This is a genomic window from Microbacterium sp. K2 (assembly GCF_051365005.1).
GTDB lineage: Bacteria > Actinomycetota > Actinomycetes > Actinomycetales > Microbacteriaceae > Microbacterium > Microbacterium foliorum_B.
The window spans coordinates 1699483-1714344 of the sequence record NZ_JBLWII010000001.1; the positions used below are offsets into that span (position 1 = coordinate 1699483).

Consider the following 14862-nt stretch of genomic DNA (forward strand, 5'->3'; position numbering starts at 1 on the left):
GCCGCGGCATGGCGCGCTGAAACGTCTCAAGAAAGTTCTTGCCACCGCGTGCGGCAGCGTGCAAGGATCGGTGCCAACTCTCGGGAATGCGTTTTCCGGCAGTTCCGGATCCATCGACCGGCCGAGACGCGGTGGTCTCTTCGCCTCGGCTCCCCCACGTGATATCCGCACCGACGCGGGTCTCTCAGCCGTACCCCTTAGCCAGTGATGTCCAAGGAGGAACCGTGGAGCATTCCACCCGTTCTGCACGTAGCCCCCGCCCGTTCCCGCGCCTGCGCGCCGGGTTCGCCGCCGTCACGATCGCGGCCGTGATCGGAGCGACCATGACCGCCGTTCCGGCCGCCGCCGCACTCGAACCGGCCGCAGACGGCGCCTGGCGGTTCGACTTCGGCACAGCGACGAGCCCGGTCGCCGAGGGGTACGAGCCGGTGCTCACGACCTCGCTCTACTCCGCCGCGTCAGGGTGGGGAGTGACGGTTCCCGACGGCGTCGCGCTGTTCGACCGTGACCGCACCGGCAACCGCACACCGGCGGATCCGGTCGCCGAGGACTTCGTCGCCGGTACCTCGTGGGGCTTCCTGCTCGACAGCGTTCCCGCGGGCGAGTACGACGTGACCGTGACCATCGGCGATGCGCTGACGACGGCGTCGAGCACCAACGCGACGCTGACGCTCGAGGGCGTCGCGCAGACACGGCTCACGACCACCAAGGGCGGCTCCACCACTGAGACATTCCGCACGAAGGTCGAAGACGGACAACTGACCGTGAGCTTCACGGGAAGCGGCCTCGGGGCCTACGTCAACGGACTCGTCGTCGCACCGGTTCTTCCCGCAGCGCCCGCCGACCTCGCGGTCGCCAAGGTCGCCTGGAACACGGTCGATCTCTCCTGGGGGCCCTCGGACGGCGCCACGGCGTACCGCGTGCTGCGAGCCGACGTCGATGGCGATGCGGTCGCCGAGTTCAGTCAGATCGCCGAGATCGAGAAGACGACGTTCTCCGACACCGACGTCGCGGAAGGCGACTCGTTCGCCTACGCGGTCGAGGCCGTCAACTCTTACGGGCTCGTATCCGCCCGCACCGCCGAGGTGCGCAGCGGAGCGATCCCTGCTCTCGCCGTGCCGGCGACTCCTGAGGGGCTCGCGGTCGCGCAGGTGACGAAGGATGCCGTCGCACTGGCCTGGACCGCGACGCCGAACGCCGATGAGTACGTCGTCGAGCGGGCCGGTGCCGATGGGCGCTTCTCCGCCGTCACCACCGTCACTGCCCCCGCGTTCACCGATACGGTCGACACGTCGCAGGAGTGGTCGTACCGGGTGACCGCGCGCAACGCGGCGGGCGCCTCCGATGCCTCCGCCGCCGTCGACTCGACGGTCTACGCGGCTCCCGCTCCCCTGCCGGCCGGCGACCGGATCGTCTTCGACTTCGGCCCCGGCGCCCTCGCCGACGGCGCCGTCGGCGTGACCTCCACCGTCGGGTTCTCCGATGAGTGGGGATACGGCTTCAGCACCGCCCCGACCTCCCCCGAGCCCGACGTCGACCGCGGCGGCGACGACCCGCTGCGGGGAGACCACGTCGCCGCGCACGGCGGCACCTTCGAGGTGCAGCTCGGCTCGGGCGACTACATCGTGAACGTGATCGCGGGCGACCGGACCGCCGCCAGCGAGATCGCGATCACCGCGGAGGGCATCGCCAAGGTGCAGACGACCGCGAAGCCCGCCGGGGAGTATCTCGAGATGGCGTTCCCGATCGCGCTCGTCGACGGGCGCCTGACCCTGCAGGTCGGCGGGTCGGCGGCGGCACTCGACGCGCTCACCATCACGCGCCAGACGAGCCGGGCACCCGGAGCGCTGCCGACGGTCTACCTCGCCGGCGACTCGACCGTCCAGACCTACACCGACACGTTCGCACCGCAGGCGGGTTGGGGTCAGATGATCGACCGCTTCTTCGCCGATGATGTCGCGTTCGCGAACCACGCGATCGGCGGTCGGTCGTCGAAGAACTTCATCACGCAGGGGCGCCTCGACGAGATCCTCCGCGGAATCCGCCCCGGCGACTATCTGTTCGTGCAGTTCGGCCACAACGACGCGACTCAGGGCGTCGACGATCGTTACGCGTCTCCCGCCGATTACAAGGAGTATCTGCGCAGCTACGTGCAGGGCGCCCGCCAGCGCGGCGCGACCCCGGTGCTCGTCACCCCCGTCTCGCGCCGCAGCTTCGACGCCACCACGGGTGCGGCCAACGTGAGCTTCCCCGAGTACGTGGCGAAGATGATCGAGCTCGCGCAGGAGGAGGGCGTCCCGCTCGTCGACCTCTCGGCATCGAGCCGCGCCTACCTCGACGAGATCGGTCCCGAGGCCGCGAAGTCGGTGTTCCTCTGGGTCGATCCGGGCATCTTCCCCGGGCGTCCGGCCGGCACCCAGGACGACACGCACTTCCAGGACTACGGCGCGATCCAGATGGCTCGCCTCATCGCCCAAGACGTCGCCGCTCTCGACGACCCCCTCGCCGCGAAGGTCGTCGACGTCGAGCCACCCGCCGCGGTGCCGGCCGCACCGGCGAACCTCGCGGCGGGATCCATCTCGAATGCGGGTGCCGTGCTGCAGTGGAGCGCATCGTCGGGCGCAGACATCTACCGCATCGAACGCCAGGCCACCGCCGACCCCGAGCAGGTCTGGTCGCTGGTGACCACGACCACCCAGACGAGCGCCATCGTGCAGGGCCTCGCCGAGGGCGCGGGATACCGGTACCGCGTGTTCGCGGTGAACGGCCGAGGCGTCTCGGAGGCGTCGAACACCGTGAGCTTCTCGACCAAGCAGGCGAGATGGAAGTTCGACTTCCAGCTCACCGGCGGGGTCGTGATGCCCGGCTACACCGAGGTGAACCCCGACGACGGGTACACGGTTGACGGCGGATTCGGCTTCGCGACCCCCTTGGCCGCGAACGCCGGGCGCGACCGCGGCACTGCGGGTGGCGCGAGCGACCTCGAGCGCGATTTCGTCCTGCCCGGCGACTCGAGCGAGTTCCTGCTGGACGTGCCGAACGGCACCTACTCGGTCAAGACCTACTCGGGCGACTGGATCGGCTCCACCCGGACGAACTTCGACATCGAAGGGAAGGCTTTCGGAACAGGCAACGCCGGCTCCGGCGCCGTGAACGCTTCGGTCCGCGGCCCTGTGCTCGTCACCGACGGTCAGCTCACCGTGCGTGTGCACGGCGCCGCCGCGGGAACACGCCTCAACGGCATCGAGGTGACTCCGATCCTGCTCGGCCCGGCCGGCCTCGAGGTGACCGACGTGAACGCGGATCCCGCGGCGCCGACCGTCTCCCTCGCCTGGACCGCCGAGCCGGGGATGACCTGGAAGGTGTACCGCACCTCGGCGTTCGAGAAGTCGTCGACCCTGGTCGGTGAGACCGCGACGGCCTCGTTCATCGATTCGAGCGCCCGCCTGGGGCTCGATTACGCGTATCACGTGACCGCGGTCGACCAGACCGGACTCGAATCGGTGCCCTCGGCATCCGTCGACGTGTCTCTGGTCGACTCGGCTGTCGATGCGCCGGCGGCACCGACCGCGCTCGCGGTCGACCGCCTCGAGAAGCGCGAGGTCGAGATCTCGTGGGCGCAGCCGAGCACAGCCGTCTACACGATGGTCTTCCGCTCCGAGATCGAGGGGGAGCGCGGTGAACTCGCCGGCTTCGCCACCACGAACCGTTTCGTCGACACGGCCGTGCTGACCACGATCCCGTACCACTACACCGCTGTCGCGGTGAATGCCGGCGGTGCGGGGCCCGACTCGGCACAGCTGAGCACCGAGGCGGCCACCGTGCTGCAGCGGCAGGCCGAGTATCTGGACCGCGCGCCCGCAGCGGTGCAGACGGACGACGGCGTGCTGGTCAGCTGGCGCATGCTCGGGACCGACCCCGACGCGATCGCCTTCCACGTCTACCGTGACGGCACTCGCATCACCGACGAGCCGATCACCGACTCGACCAACCTGCTCGACGCCGACGGCTCGGGCGACTCGACGTACTTCGTCACGAGCCTCCTCGACGATCGCGAGGTCACGGTGACCGACGAGTTCGGAGTGCAGGACGGAGACCACCTCTCGATCCCTCTCGACAAGCCTGCCGACGCGTACACGAAAGACGGACAGCCGTACTCGTACCGCGCCAACGACGCGAGCGTCGGAGACCTCGACGGCGACGGACAGTACGAGATCCTCGTCAAGTGGGACCCCTCGAACTCGAAGGACAACTCGCAGGCGGGATACACCGGCAACGTGTACCTCGACGCCTACCGTCTCGACGGCACACGTCTGTGGCGCATCGACCTGGGGGTCAACATCCGGGCGGGCGCGCACTACACGCAGTTCCAGGTGTTCGACTACGACGGGGACGGACGCGCCGAGGTGATGATGAAGACCGCCGACGGCACGATCGACGGCGTGGGGCAGCCCATCGGCAACGCCAGCGCCGACCACCGCAACAGCACGGGGTACGTGCTCACCGGGCCCGAGTACCTCAGCGTCTTCAACGGACTGACGGGGGCCGCGGTCGACACCGTGGACTACGTGCCGGCCCGTGGCGACGTCGGCTCGTGGGGCGACGCCTACGGCAACCGGGTCGACCGCTTCCTGGCGGCGACCGCGTACCTCGACGGCGAGCACCCCAGCGCGATCTTCAGCCGCGGGTACTACACCCGCGCCGTGATGGCGGCGTACGACTTCGACGGCACGACGCTGACGCAGCGGTGGGTGCTCGACTCGAACGACGCGGGCAACGAGGGCCTCTACGGCGAGGGCAACCACAATCTGTCTGTGGCCGACGTCGACGGAGACCAGAAGGACGAGATCGTCTTCGGCTCAGCCACGGTCGACGATGACGGCACGGTGCTCTATTCGACCGAGCTCGGCCATGGCGACGCGATCCATGTCTCGGACCTCGTGCCCTCGAACCCCGGCCTCGAGGTGTTCGCGGCACACGAGGACATGAACGCCTCGGGCAACGTCGGCGCGACGATGCGCGACGCCCGCACTGGCGCGGTCCTCTGGTCCATCCCCGCCGCCAGGGACACCGGTCGTGCCGCATCCGGCGACATCGATCCCCGGCATGAGGGCGCCGAGGGATGGGCGATCGGCGGGGACGCCGCGTGGGACTCCCCCGTCGGCCAGCTGAGGTCGTCCACGGGCGAGCTCATCGGCGAGCGCATTCCTGCGGCGAACTTCCTCGCCTGGTGCGACGGAGACCCCCTGCGGGAGATCGTCGACCATGACTGGAACGCCGAGACGTCCACAGGCGTGCCGACGGTGTCGAAGTGGAACTGGGAGACCGAGTCCAGCGACGTGATCCTGAAGACTGCGGGCGCGCTCTCCAACAACAGCACCAAGGGAACGCCGAACCTGCAGGCTGATCTGTTCGGCGACTGGCGCGAGGAGATCGCCTGGCGCTCCGACGACTCGACCGAACTGCGGGTCTACTCCACCACCGACGAGACGGACCTGCGCCTGCGGACCCTCATGCACGACCCGGTGTACCGGCTCTCGGTCGCGTGGCAGAACACCGGATACAACCAGCCGCCGCACACCAGCTTCTTCCTCGGCGACGGCATGGAACAGCCGCCGGCGCCGCGCATCGCGGTGACGGGCGACCCGTCGGGTGCGGTCGACCAGACGGCTCCTGTCGTGTCGGGGATGCCCGCGGACGGCGCCCTGTTCCCGAGCACGTCGAGCTTCACGGTCGACGTGACGGCTGCCGACCCCGAGTCGGGGGTGCGCACTCTCGACATCGCCTTCGACGGAGAACCCGTCGCCCCCGGCCAGACCATCGAGCTGGCCGACCTCGTCGGCAGCCACACGGTGACGGTCAACGCCGTCAACCACGACGGCCTCGTCACCCGTGCGGAGGCTCAGATCCTGGTCTACGACGATGAGCGGCCGGCGGCGAAGCCCGCCCGTGGCACACTGTCGACGGACTCGGGCTGGGACACCGGTCTGCACGACGGTGAGTTCACGGTGTCGATGAACCTCTGGCACGGCGTGAACGGCGCGGTGTTCCGGCTCTACGAGAACGGCGCGCTCATCGCGACGAAGCTCCTCGATGCCGACTCGCCGAAAGCCCAGCTCACCACGGTCTCGGTGAGCGGCCGCACCGACGGCACGTACGTGTACACGGGCGAGCTGGTCAACGCGAAGGGCACGACGGCCACGACATCCGTCACGGTCAAGGTGAAGGATGCCGCACCAGGGGTCCCGGTGGTCAGTCACGACAACTGGGATCGCGACGGCAGCTACACCGTGACCACCGACCTCTGGTGGGGCACGAACGGCACCGAGTACCGGCTGTACGAGAACGGGGCTCTGATCGACACTCAGACCCTCGTGGCCGCCTCGCCCTCGGCGCAGCGCGCGAAGACGGCGATCACCGGACGCGACCCCGGCACCTACGCCTATGTCGCCGAGTTCTCGAACGCTGCGGGCACCACGGCCTCGAAGAGCGTGACCGTGACGGTGCGGTGATCAGCCGATCCATCCGAGGCATGGCCGGTCGCTTGACAGAGCGACCGGCCATGCTAGTGTTGAGACATTGAATGAAACGATTCAAAACCTCGATGGAGAGAGAACCACCATGACCCGCGTCGCGTTCCAGCTGCAGGTGCGTCCTGAACTGCTCGACGAATACCTCGCCCGTCACTCACCCGTCTGGCCCGAGATGCTGGCCGAGATCGCGGCCGCCGGTCGTCGCAACTACTCGCTGTTCCTGGCCGAGGGCGGCACGCTCGTCGGCTACTACGAGACCGATGATGACGCCGCGGCGCAGGCCTACCTCGCCGCATCCTCGGTCGCCGCACGCTGGGAGGCCGAGATGAGCCGCTTCTTCGTCGATCTCGACGGGCGCCCCGACCAGGCCGCCACGCCACTCACCGAGGTCTTCCACCTCGAAGACCAGCTCGCCGATACCGGCAGCTCCCCCGCATCCGACAACGACAACCGCAACGACACCGAAGGCAGCGCCTCATGAGCATCCTCTCGTCCGACAACCTCGCCGCTCTCGAGCAGCAGGGCATCGAGCTCCCCAGCTGGGCGTTCGGCAACTCCGGCACCCGTTTCAAGGTGTTCGGCACGCCGGGCACGCCCCGCGACCCGTGGGAGAAGATCGCGGATGCCGCGCAGGTCAACAAGTACACCGCGCTGGCCCCCTCGGTCGCCCTGCACATCCCGTGGGACCTCGTCGACTCGTTCTCCGACCTGCGCAAGCACGCCGAAGACCTCGGCGTGACCCTGGGCACCATCAACTCGAACACCTTCCAGGACGACGACTACAAGTTCGGCGCCCTGACTCATGAGGATCCGACGATCCGTCAGAAGGCGATCGACCACCACCTCGCCTGCATCGACGTGATGGACGCCACGGGCAGCCGCGACCTGAAGATCTGGCTCGCCGAAGGCTCGAACTATCCTGGGCAGGCCGACCTCCGCGGTCGACAGGACCGCCTGCAGGAATCGCTGCAGCAGATCTACGCACGCCTCGGCGATGACCAGCGCCTCGTGCTGGAGTACAAGTTCTTCGAGCCGGCGTTCTACCACACCGATGTTCCCGACTGGGGCACCTCGTACGCCCAGGTCTCCTCGCTCGGAGACAAGGCCATGGTGTGCCTCGACACAGGACACCACGCCCCCGGCACCAACATCGAATTCATCGTCATGCAGTTGCTGCGCCTCGGCAAGCTCGGCTCGTTCGACTTCAACTCGCGCTTCTACGCCGACGACGACCTGATCGTGGGCGCAGCCGACCCGTTCCAGCTGTTCCGCATCCTGTTCGAGGTCGTGCGCGGCGGCGGGCTGAACAACCCCGATGTGGCGTTCATGCTCGATCAGTGCCACAACGTCGAAGACAAGATCCCCGGCCAGATCCGCTCGGTGCTCAACGTGCAGGAGATGACGGCCCGCGCGCTGATCGTCGACCGCGACGCGCTGACCTCCGCGCAGAAGTCCGGCGATGTGCTCGCTGCGAATGCCGTCTTCATGGACGCGTTCTACACCGACGTGCGCCCGGCCCTCGCCGAGTGGCGCGAGTCGCGCGGTCTCGCCGCCGACCCGATGGCTGCCTACGCCGAGTCGGGCTACCAGCAGAAGATCGCCGCGGAGCGCGTCGGCGGCGTCCAGGCCGGCTGGGGCGCCTGAGCGCGCACCCCTGACTCGTCGGGGTGCGGGAGCCGATCCCCGCACCCCGACGTCCCATCGACAGAACGGATGACGCTGTGAGAGACCAGGTGCTCGACGGACCGCATGGCCCGCTGCGCGTGCGGGTGTACGAGCCGGAGAGCCCCGCGGGGCCCGGACTCGTCTGGGTGCACGGCGGCGGATTCGCCGCGGGCGAGATCGACATGCCCGAAGCCCACTGGGTCGCACAGAGCTTCGCAGACCGAGGCATCGTCGTGGTGTCTGTCGACTATGCGCTCGCACCGTTTCCCCGAGTGTGGGCTGCGGCGTCCGGCGCGCCCGAGCGAGACGGCGTGCACTACCCCGTCGCCTCCGACGAGGTCGAAGCGGCGTTCCGCTGGGCGATCGACTCCGGGCTCGCACAGGGTCCGTGGGCCATCGGTGGAGCCAGCGCCGGCGGAAACCTCGCGGCAGGTGCAGCTCTCCGGCTGAGTCATGGGCCCGGCCCCTTCCCCTCGCTCGCCGTGCTCGCCTATCCGACCCTGCACGCTGTGCAGGGCACGCCGGATGCCGCGCTGCGCGCCGCGCTCGACGCCGACCCCGAGGCCGACACCTTCGGCCCCGACTCTGTGCGCGTCATGTACGAGAACTATCTGGGAGGGCGCGCGGAGGGCGGGGACGTCTACGCCGTGCCCGGCACGGCATCCCCCGCCCAGCTCTCGCACTTCCCCGCGACGATCATGATCAACGGCGAGGTCGACGAGCTGCGCGTCTCGGGTGAGGCCTTCGGCACCTCGCTGCGCGACGCCGGCATCGACCTCGACATCTCCACCGAGCCGGGCACCCGCCACGGCCACCTCAACCATCCGGAACTCGCAGCAGCGACAGCATCGATCGACCGCTTCGCCGCCCGCATCCTCGCCACATCTCCCGAGCACAAGGAACAGCCATGACCAACCCCACCGCCGCCGCCCTCATCGAGCGGTCGAACCGACTGGGCGCCGACCCCAAGAACACCAACTACGCCGGCGGCAACACGTCGGCGAAGGGCACCGAGACCGATCCCGTCACCGGGCAGCCGGTCGAGCTGATGTGGGTCAAGGGATCGGGCGGCGATCTGGGAACGCTGAAGGAGCAGGGCCTCGCGGTGCTGCGCCTCGACCGCATGCGCGCGCTCGTCGACGTCTACCCCGGCCTCGAGCGCGAAGACGAGATGGTCGCCGCGTTCGACTACTGCCTGCACGGCAAGGGCGGTGCGGCCCCGTCGATCGACACCGCGATGCACGGACTCGTCGACGCCGCGCACGTCGACCACCTGCACCCCGACTCCGGCATCGCGATCGCGACCGCCGCCGACGGCGAAGCGCTGACCGCGAAGATCTTCGGCGACAGGGTCGTCTGGGTGCCGTGGCGTCGCCCGGGCTTCCAGCTCGGACTCGACATCGCCGCGATCAAGGCGAAGAACCCGCAGGCGATCGGCACGATCCTCGGCGGCCACGGCATCACGGCCTGGGGCGACACGTCGGAGGAGGCCGAGGCGAACTCGCTGTGGATCATCGACACCGCCGCCGCCTACATCGAGGCGAACGGCAAGGCCGACCCGTTCGGCGGCGTCCGTGCCGGCTTCGAGGCGCTTCCCGAGCAAGAGCGCCGTGAGCGCGCTGCCGCCCTCGCCGGAACCATCCGCGGCATCGCGTCGACCGACAAGCCGATGGTCGGCCACTTCACCGACTCCGACGTCGTGCTCGACTTCCTCGCCTCGGACCGCGCCCCTGAGCTCGCTGCTCTCGGCACCAGCTGCCCCGACCACTTCTTGCGCACCAAGGTCAAGCCGCTGATCCTCGACCTGCCCGTCACGGCATCCGTCGACGAGCAGATCGCCCGGCTGCACGAGCTGCACACCGAGTATCGCGCCGATTACCAGGCCTACTACGATGCGCACGCGACAAGCGAGTCGCCCGCGATCCGCGGTGCCGACCCGCTCATCGTGCTCGTGCCCGGCATCGGCATGTTCTCGTACGGCGCGAACAAGCAGACGGCCCGCGTCGCCGGCGAGTTCTATGTCAACGCGATCAACGTCATGCGCGGAGCCGAGGCGCTGTCGACGTACTCCCCCATCTCCGACGCCGAGAAGTTCAACATCGAATACTGGGCGCTCGAAGAGGCCAAGCTGCAGCGGATGCCGAAGCCCAAGTCGCACCAGGGACGCATCGCGTTCGTCACCGGCGCCGCATCCGGCATCGGCAAGGCCATCGCCACCCGTCTCGCGGCTGAGGGCGCGTGCGTCGTCATCGCCGACCTCGATCTGGAGAAGGCCCAGGCTGCCGCTGCCGAGCTCGGGAACACCGACGTGGCGATCGGCGTCGCGGCGAACGTCGCCGATGCCGCGGCGATCCAGGCCGCTCTGAACGACGCCGTGCTCGCGTTCGGTGGCGTCGACCTCGTCGTCAACAACGCCGGGCTCTCGCTGTCGAAGCCGCTGCTCGAGACCACCGAGAAGGACTGGGACCTGCAGCACGACGTCATGGCCAAGGGCTCGTTCTTGGTGTCGAAGGCGGCGGCCCGTGTGCTGATCGACCAGAAGCTCGGCGGCGACATCATCTACATCTCGTCGAAGAACTCCGTGTTCGCCGGCCCGAACAACATCGCCTACTCGGCGACCAAGGCCGACCAGGCGCACCAGGTGCGACTGCTGGCCGTCGAACTCGGCGAGTTCGGCATCCGCGTCAACGGCATCAACCCCGACGGCGTCGTGCGCGGCTCGGGCATCTTCGCCTCGGGCTGGGGTGCGAACCGTGCCGCGACCTACGGCGTCGCCGAAGAGGACCTCGGCCAGTTCTACGCCAACCGCACGATCCTCAAGCGCGAGGTCGTGCCCGAGAACGTGGCGGATGCCGTCTACGTGCTGACCGGACCCGAGCTCAGCCGCACCACGGGTTTGCACATCCCCGTCGACTCCGGCGTCGCCGCGGCGTTCCTGCGATGACGGTGCGGTCCGTCGCCGCCGTCGACCTCGGGGCGACCAGCGGTCGCGTCATGATCGGGCGGATCGGCGACGGTCGGCTCGATCTCGAGCTCGTCTCGCGGTTCCCGAACGGGCCCGTCGAGCGCGAGGGCGGCCTGCACTGGGACTTCGGCGCTCTCTACGAGCACGTCGTCGCAGGTCTCGCCGAGGCCGTGCGCCGAGAGCCGGGCATCGAGAGCATCGGCATCGACTCGTGGGCCGTCGACTACGGACTGCTGCAGGGCGGCGAGCTTCTCGCCGAGCCGTTCCACTATCGCGACGATCGCACGGCGCGCGGAGTCGACGAGGTGCACGCGATCGCGCCCTTCGCTGAGCTGTACGGGCGCAACGGACTGCAGTTCCTGCCGTTCAACACGCTGTACCAGTACCGCGTCGACGCGCGCCTCGCCGAGGCCGACACCGCTCTGCTGATCCCCGACCTCATCGCCTTCCTGCTCACCGGGGAGGCCGTGGCCGAGCGCACCAATGCCTCGACCACCGGACTGCTCGGGGTGACGTCAAGCGAGTGGGACACCGAGCTGGCCGACCGTCTCGGCATCCCCTCGAGCATCCTGCCCTCGCTCGTCGACCCGGGCGAGACCATCGGCACGCTGCGTCCTGACCTCGCCACGCGCATCGGCAAGGACCTGCCCGTCATTGCGGTCGGGTCGCACGACACGGCATCCGCCGTCGTCGCTACCCCTCTGTCGACCCCGCATTCCGCCTACATCTCGTGCGGCACGTGGGGCCTGGTCGGCGTCGAGCTGACCGAGCCGGTACTGACCGATGCCGCGCGCGAGGCCAACTTCACGCACGAGCTCGGCGTCGATCGGCGCTACCGGTTCCTGCACAACGTGACGGGCCTGTGGCTGCTCAGCGAGACCGTGCGCGCGTGGGAGGCGGAGGACGGCTCGTCGATCGACCTGCCGGAGCTGCTGGCCGCGGCGTCCGCGGTCACAGGCGACGTGCGGATCTTCGACGCGAACGACCCGACGCTCAGCCCACCGGGCGACATGCCTGCGCGCATCGCAGCGCTGCTCGGCTCGGAGGTTCCTTCGTCACGGCCGGCGTTCGCCCGGTCGATCGTCGAGTCGATCGCGACGGCGTTCGCGGATGCGGTGCAGACGGCATCCGACCTGTCGGGGCGCGAACTCGACAGCATCCATCTGGTCGGTGGTGGTTCGCTGAACCGCCTGCTGTGCCAGGCGACGGCCGACCGCACCGGCCTTCCGGTGCTTGCGGGCCCCGTCGAGGCGACCGCCCTCGGCAACGTGCTCGTGCAGGCGCGGGCCCTCGGCGCAGCCCCTGCGTCGCTCGAGGAGTTGCGAGCCCTGGTCGCCGCGACCCACGAGCCCGAGCGCTTCGAGCCGCGCTGACCCGAGCCGCACGGATGGCTGGCCGATCCCCGGATGGATGCCGAAAACACCCGTTCTCAGCATCCATCCGTACTTTCTTCAGCCATTCGTCCCAGCACCCGTCCGACACTCGCCCCGGCGCAGGTCCCACCCTCAGCTCGCCCCGTAGGCCCTCGCGACCGGACGCCGCTGGCCCTCGTACTCGACCGAGGGCCAGCGCTCGTCGATCGTCAGCACCTCCCACCCCTCGGCAGTGCGCAACATCGTGTCTTCGACCTTCACGCCCGGCGCGGTCGGGTTCCAGGCGAAGGCCTGGTTCTCGACGAGCAGGTCAGTCGTGGATGCCGTCGCTCGCGGATCGCGCCCGGCGTAGCCGGTCGGTCCACCCTGGTGGTGCCGCTGCCACTCGTCGACGTCGAAGCCGAAGCGCGCGTACGCCGCGGTGCCGGCCTCGAACGCCGCGTCCAGCCGCGCACCGGGCGCCGACGCGTCGAGGAACGCCCGCTCCACGCCGAGCAGCGGCTCCTCGTCGACCGACGCCCCGATCCACCTCGTGGCGTTGGCGATCAGCCCGTCGCGGCGACCGCACACCACGACCATGGCCCGATCTCCGAGCACGCCGGCGGTCGGAAGCGGATGCCGGAAGCCGCCGCGCTGCGCGCCGGCGACGAGCACCACGAGCGGGTCGATCCCCCGCGCGATGAGCTCAGCGGCGATGACGGCCGCGACCGCTCTCTCGGTCTGGGCCGGGTCGACTCGACCGAGCACATCGGTCAGAGTCTCCGCCGTCTCGTGCCCCAGCGATCGGTATCTCGCGCGTTCCGCCGGCATCATCGGCGCCCTGGCAGCGCGCAGCTGAGAAGCGACCGCCGCCTCGACCACGCCCGGCTGTTCTGCGGCGACGACGGCCGGGGGGATCCACCACGGCACCCGCACCACGCGCTCGGCATCCTCCGGCAGCAGCTCCTCGGCGATCAGTCGATCGGCCTCGTTGTCGGCGACGAAAAGCACATCTCCGTGCGCCTCCGCCCGCACCGCGAGCACCGGTGGACCCGCGAGAGACACATGGGTGCGCACCCCCTCGAGGTACCACGACACCGCCTCGTGCGACGCGAGCACGAGGGCGTCAGCGCCGACCTCGTGGCGCACGCGTGCGAGGCGATCCTGCTTCTCGATGCGGTCATCGGATGCTCCGGCCATGCGACTCTCCCTGTAGAACGTTTTCTCGTAGTATGACGACAGCCGCGACCGATCGCGGAACGGAGGGATGCTGATGGCACGCGAATCCACTCGCCCTGGCATCACCGACGTCGCGAAGCTCGCCGGCGTCTCGCTGTCGACCGTGTCGCGGGCGATGAACGGCAACCCGACGGTCGACCCCGCTCTCGCAGAGCGCGTGCAGGCAGCCGCCGCAGAACTCGGCTACACCGCGAACCCGGTGGCTCGGAGCCTGGTTCTGGGCCGCACGCAGACCGTCGCGGTCGTCATCCCGGATCTCGAGAACCCGACCTTCCAGGCGATCCTCCGCGGACTCAGTCGCGCGGCGACTGCCGACGGGTACCACGTGCTGGTCGCCGACTCCCGCGAGGATCTCGACGAGGAGCACGCCCTCGCCCGAGCCACACGGCTGCGCACGGATGGCGTGATCCTCTGCGCGCCGCGAATGCCCGAGGACGAGCTCCGGCAGCTGCTCCCCGCGCTCTCCCCCGCCGTGGTGATCAACCGTGGGCCGCAGGCCAGCGCTCCGGTCGTCGGTGCAGACTACGGGTCCGGCATGCGCGATCTCGTCGACCATCTCACCGCTCTCGGTCACCGTCGGCTGGTCTATCTCGCCGGAGCCACCCGCAGCGTCACGCACAAGGCGCGGCAGGATGCGATCGCCGCGGCGGTCTCCAGGGGCGACGGACTCGAGGTCGAGGAGATCACCGCGGGGGTCGACTTCGACAGCGGCACAGCCGTCGCCGATCGGGTTCTCGCGAGTGGAGCCACGGCGGTGATCGCCTACAACGACCTCGTCGCGATGGGGCTGCTCTCGGCGCTGACCGTGCGGCGGGTCGAGGTCCCCGGCCGGCTGTCGATCACGGGGTTCGACGACATCCCCTTCGCCGCCTACACCTCACCGCCACTCACGACGGCCGCCGTACCCGCGGTCGAGATCGGCGCAGCAGCCTGGGCCGCCATGCATGCTCAGCTCACCGGTGGCGATCCCACCCCGGCGCTCACGCTGACGCCGACTCTGGTCGTGCGCGGAAGCACCTCAGCCCCGCACGGGGACTGAGCCGCCGCCTCCCGATTGCTCGGCATCCGCGCTGTGCTATCGTCGAGAAAACGTTTCCTGAGTTCGAGA

General features: G+C 69.4%; 8 protein-coding genes. 7 read left to right on the forward strand and 1 reads right to left on the reverse strand.

Annotation, left to right across the window (positions count from 1 at the left end; all coding sequences use genetic code 11):
* The first annotated feature begins 224 nt into the window (after positions 1 to 224).
* From ACLKOY_RS08360 to ACLKOY_RS08385, 6 genes are all read left to right on the forward strand, one after another.
* Positions 225 to 6512, forward strand: a complete 6288-nt coding sequence (locus tag ACLKOY_RS08360) for a fibronectin type III domain-containing protein (RefSeq protein WP_436453212.1) — start codon at positions 225 to 227, stop codon at positions 6510 to 6512.
* 109 nt (positions 6513 to 6621) lie between these two features.
* Positions 6622 to 7014 carry an L-rhamnose mutarotase gene (locus ACLKOY_RS08365; protein ID WP_436453213.1) on the forward strand — a complete coding sequence of 131 codons (393 nt, stop codon included), beginning with the start codon at positions 6622 to 6624 and terminating at the stop codon, positions 7012 to 7014.
* The gene (gene rhaI / locus ACLKOY_RS08370; RefSeq protein ID WP_436453214.1) at positions 7011 to 8177 is read left to right on the forward strand and encodes an L-rhamnose isomerase; all 1167 of its coding nucleotides are present in this window, start codon (positions 7011 to 7013) and stop codon (positions 8175 to 8177) included. Before ACLKOY_RS08365 ends, rhaI begins: the two co-directional genes overlap by 4 nt.
* Before the next feature lie 77 nt (positions 8178 to 8254).
* Complete coding sequence (locus tag ACLKOY_RS08375; protein ID WP_436453215.1) at positions 8255 to 9109, forward strand: alpha/beta hydrolase; 855 nt, start codon at positions 8255 to 8257, stop codon at positions 9107 to 9109.
* Positions 9106 to 11142 (forward strand): bifunctional aldolase/short-chain dehydrogenase, encoded by a 2037-nt coding sequence (locus ACLKOY_RS08380; RefSeq protein WP_436453216.1) that lies wholly within the window; start codon positions 9106 to 9108, stop codon positions 11140 to 11142. The genes ACLKOY_RS08375 and ACLKOY_RS08380 overlap by 4 nt, the downstream gene beginning before the upstream one ends.
* On the forward strand, positions 11139 to 12536 hold the full coding sequence (locus ACLKOY_RS08385) for a rhamnulokinase (protein WP_436453217.1): 1398 nt from the start codon (positions 11139 to 11141) through the stop codon (positions 12534 to 12536). The genes ACLKOY_RS08380 and ACLKOY_RS08385 overlap by 4 nt, the downstream gene beginning before the upstream one ends.
* A gap of 132 nt (positions 12537 to 12668) precedes the next feature.
* Here the strand turns inward: ACLKOY_RS08385 and ACLKOY_RS08390 are convergent, their stop codons facing one another.
* Positions 12669 to 13715: a M24 family metallopeptidase gene (locus tag ACLKOY_RS08390; protein WP_436453218.1), complete on the reverse strand. Its 1047-nt coding sequence runs from the start codon at positions 13713 to 13715 to the stop codon at positions 12669 to 12671.
* A gap of 73 nt (positions 13716 to 13788) precedes the next feature.
* Between ACLKOY_RS08390 and ACLKOY_RS08395 the strand changes: the two genes are divergently transcribed.
* Positions 13789 to 14793, forward strand: coding sequence for a LacI family DNA-binding transcriptional regulator (locus ACLKOY_RS08395; RefSeq protein ID WP_436453219.1), 1005 nt, complete (start codon positions 13789 to 13791; stop codon positions 14791 to 14793).
* Positions 14794 to 14862: the final 69 nt, after the last annotated feature.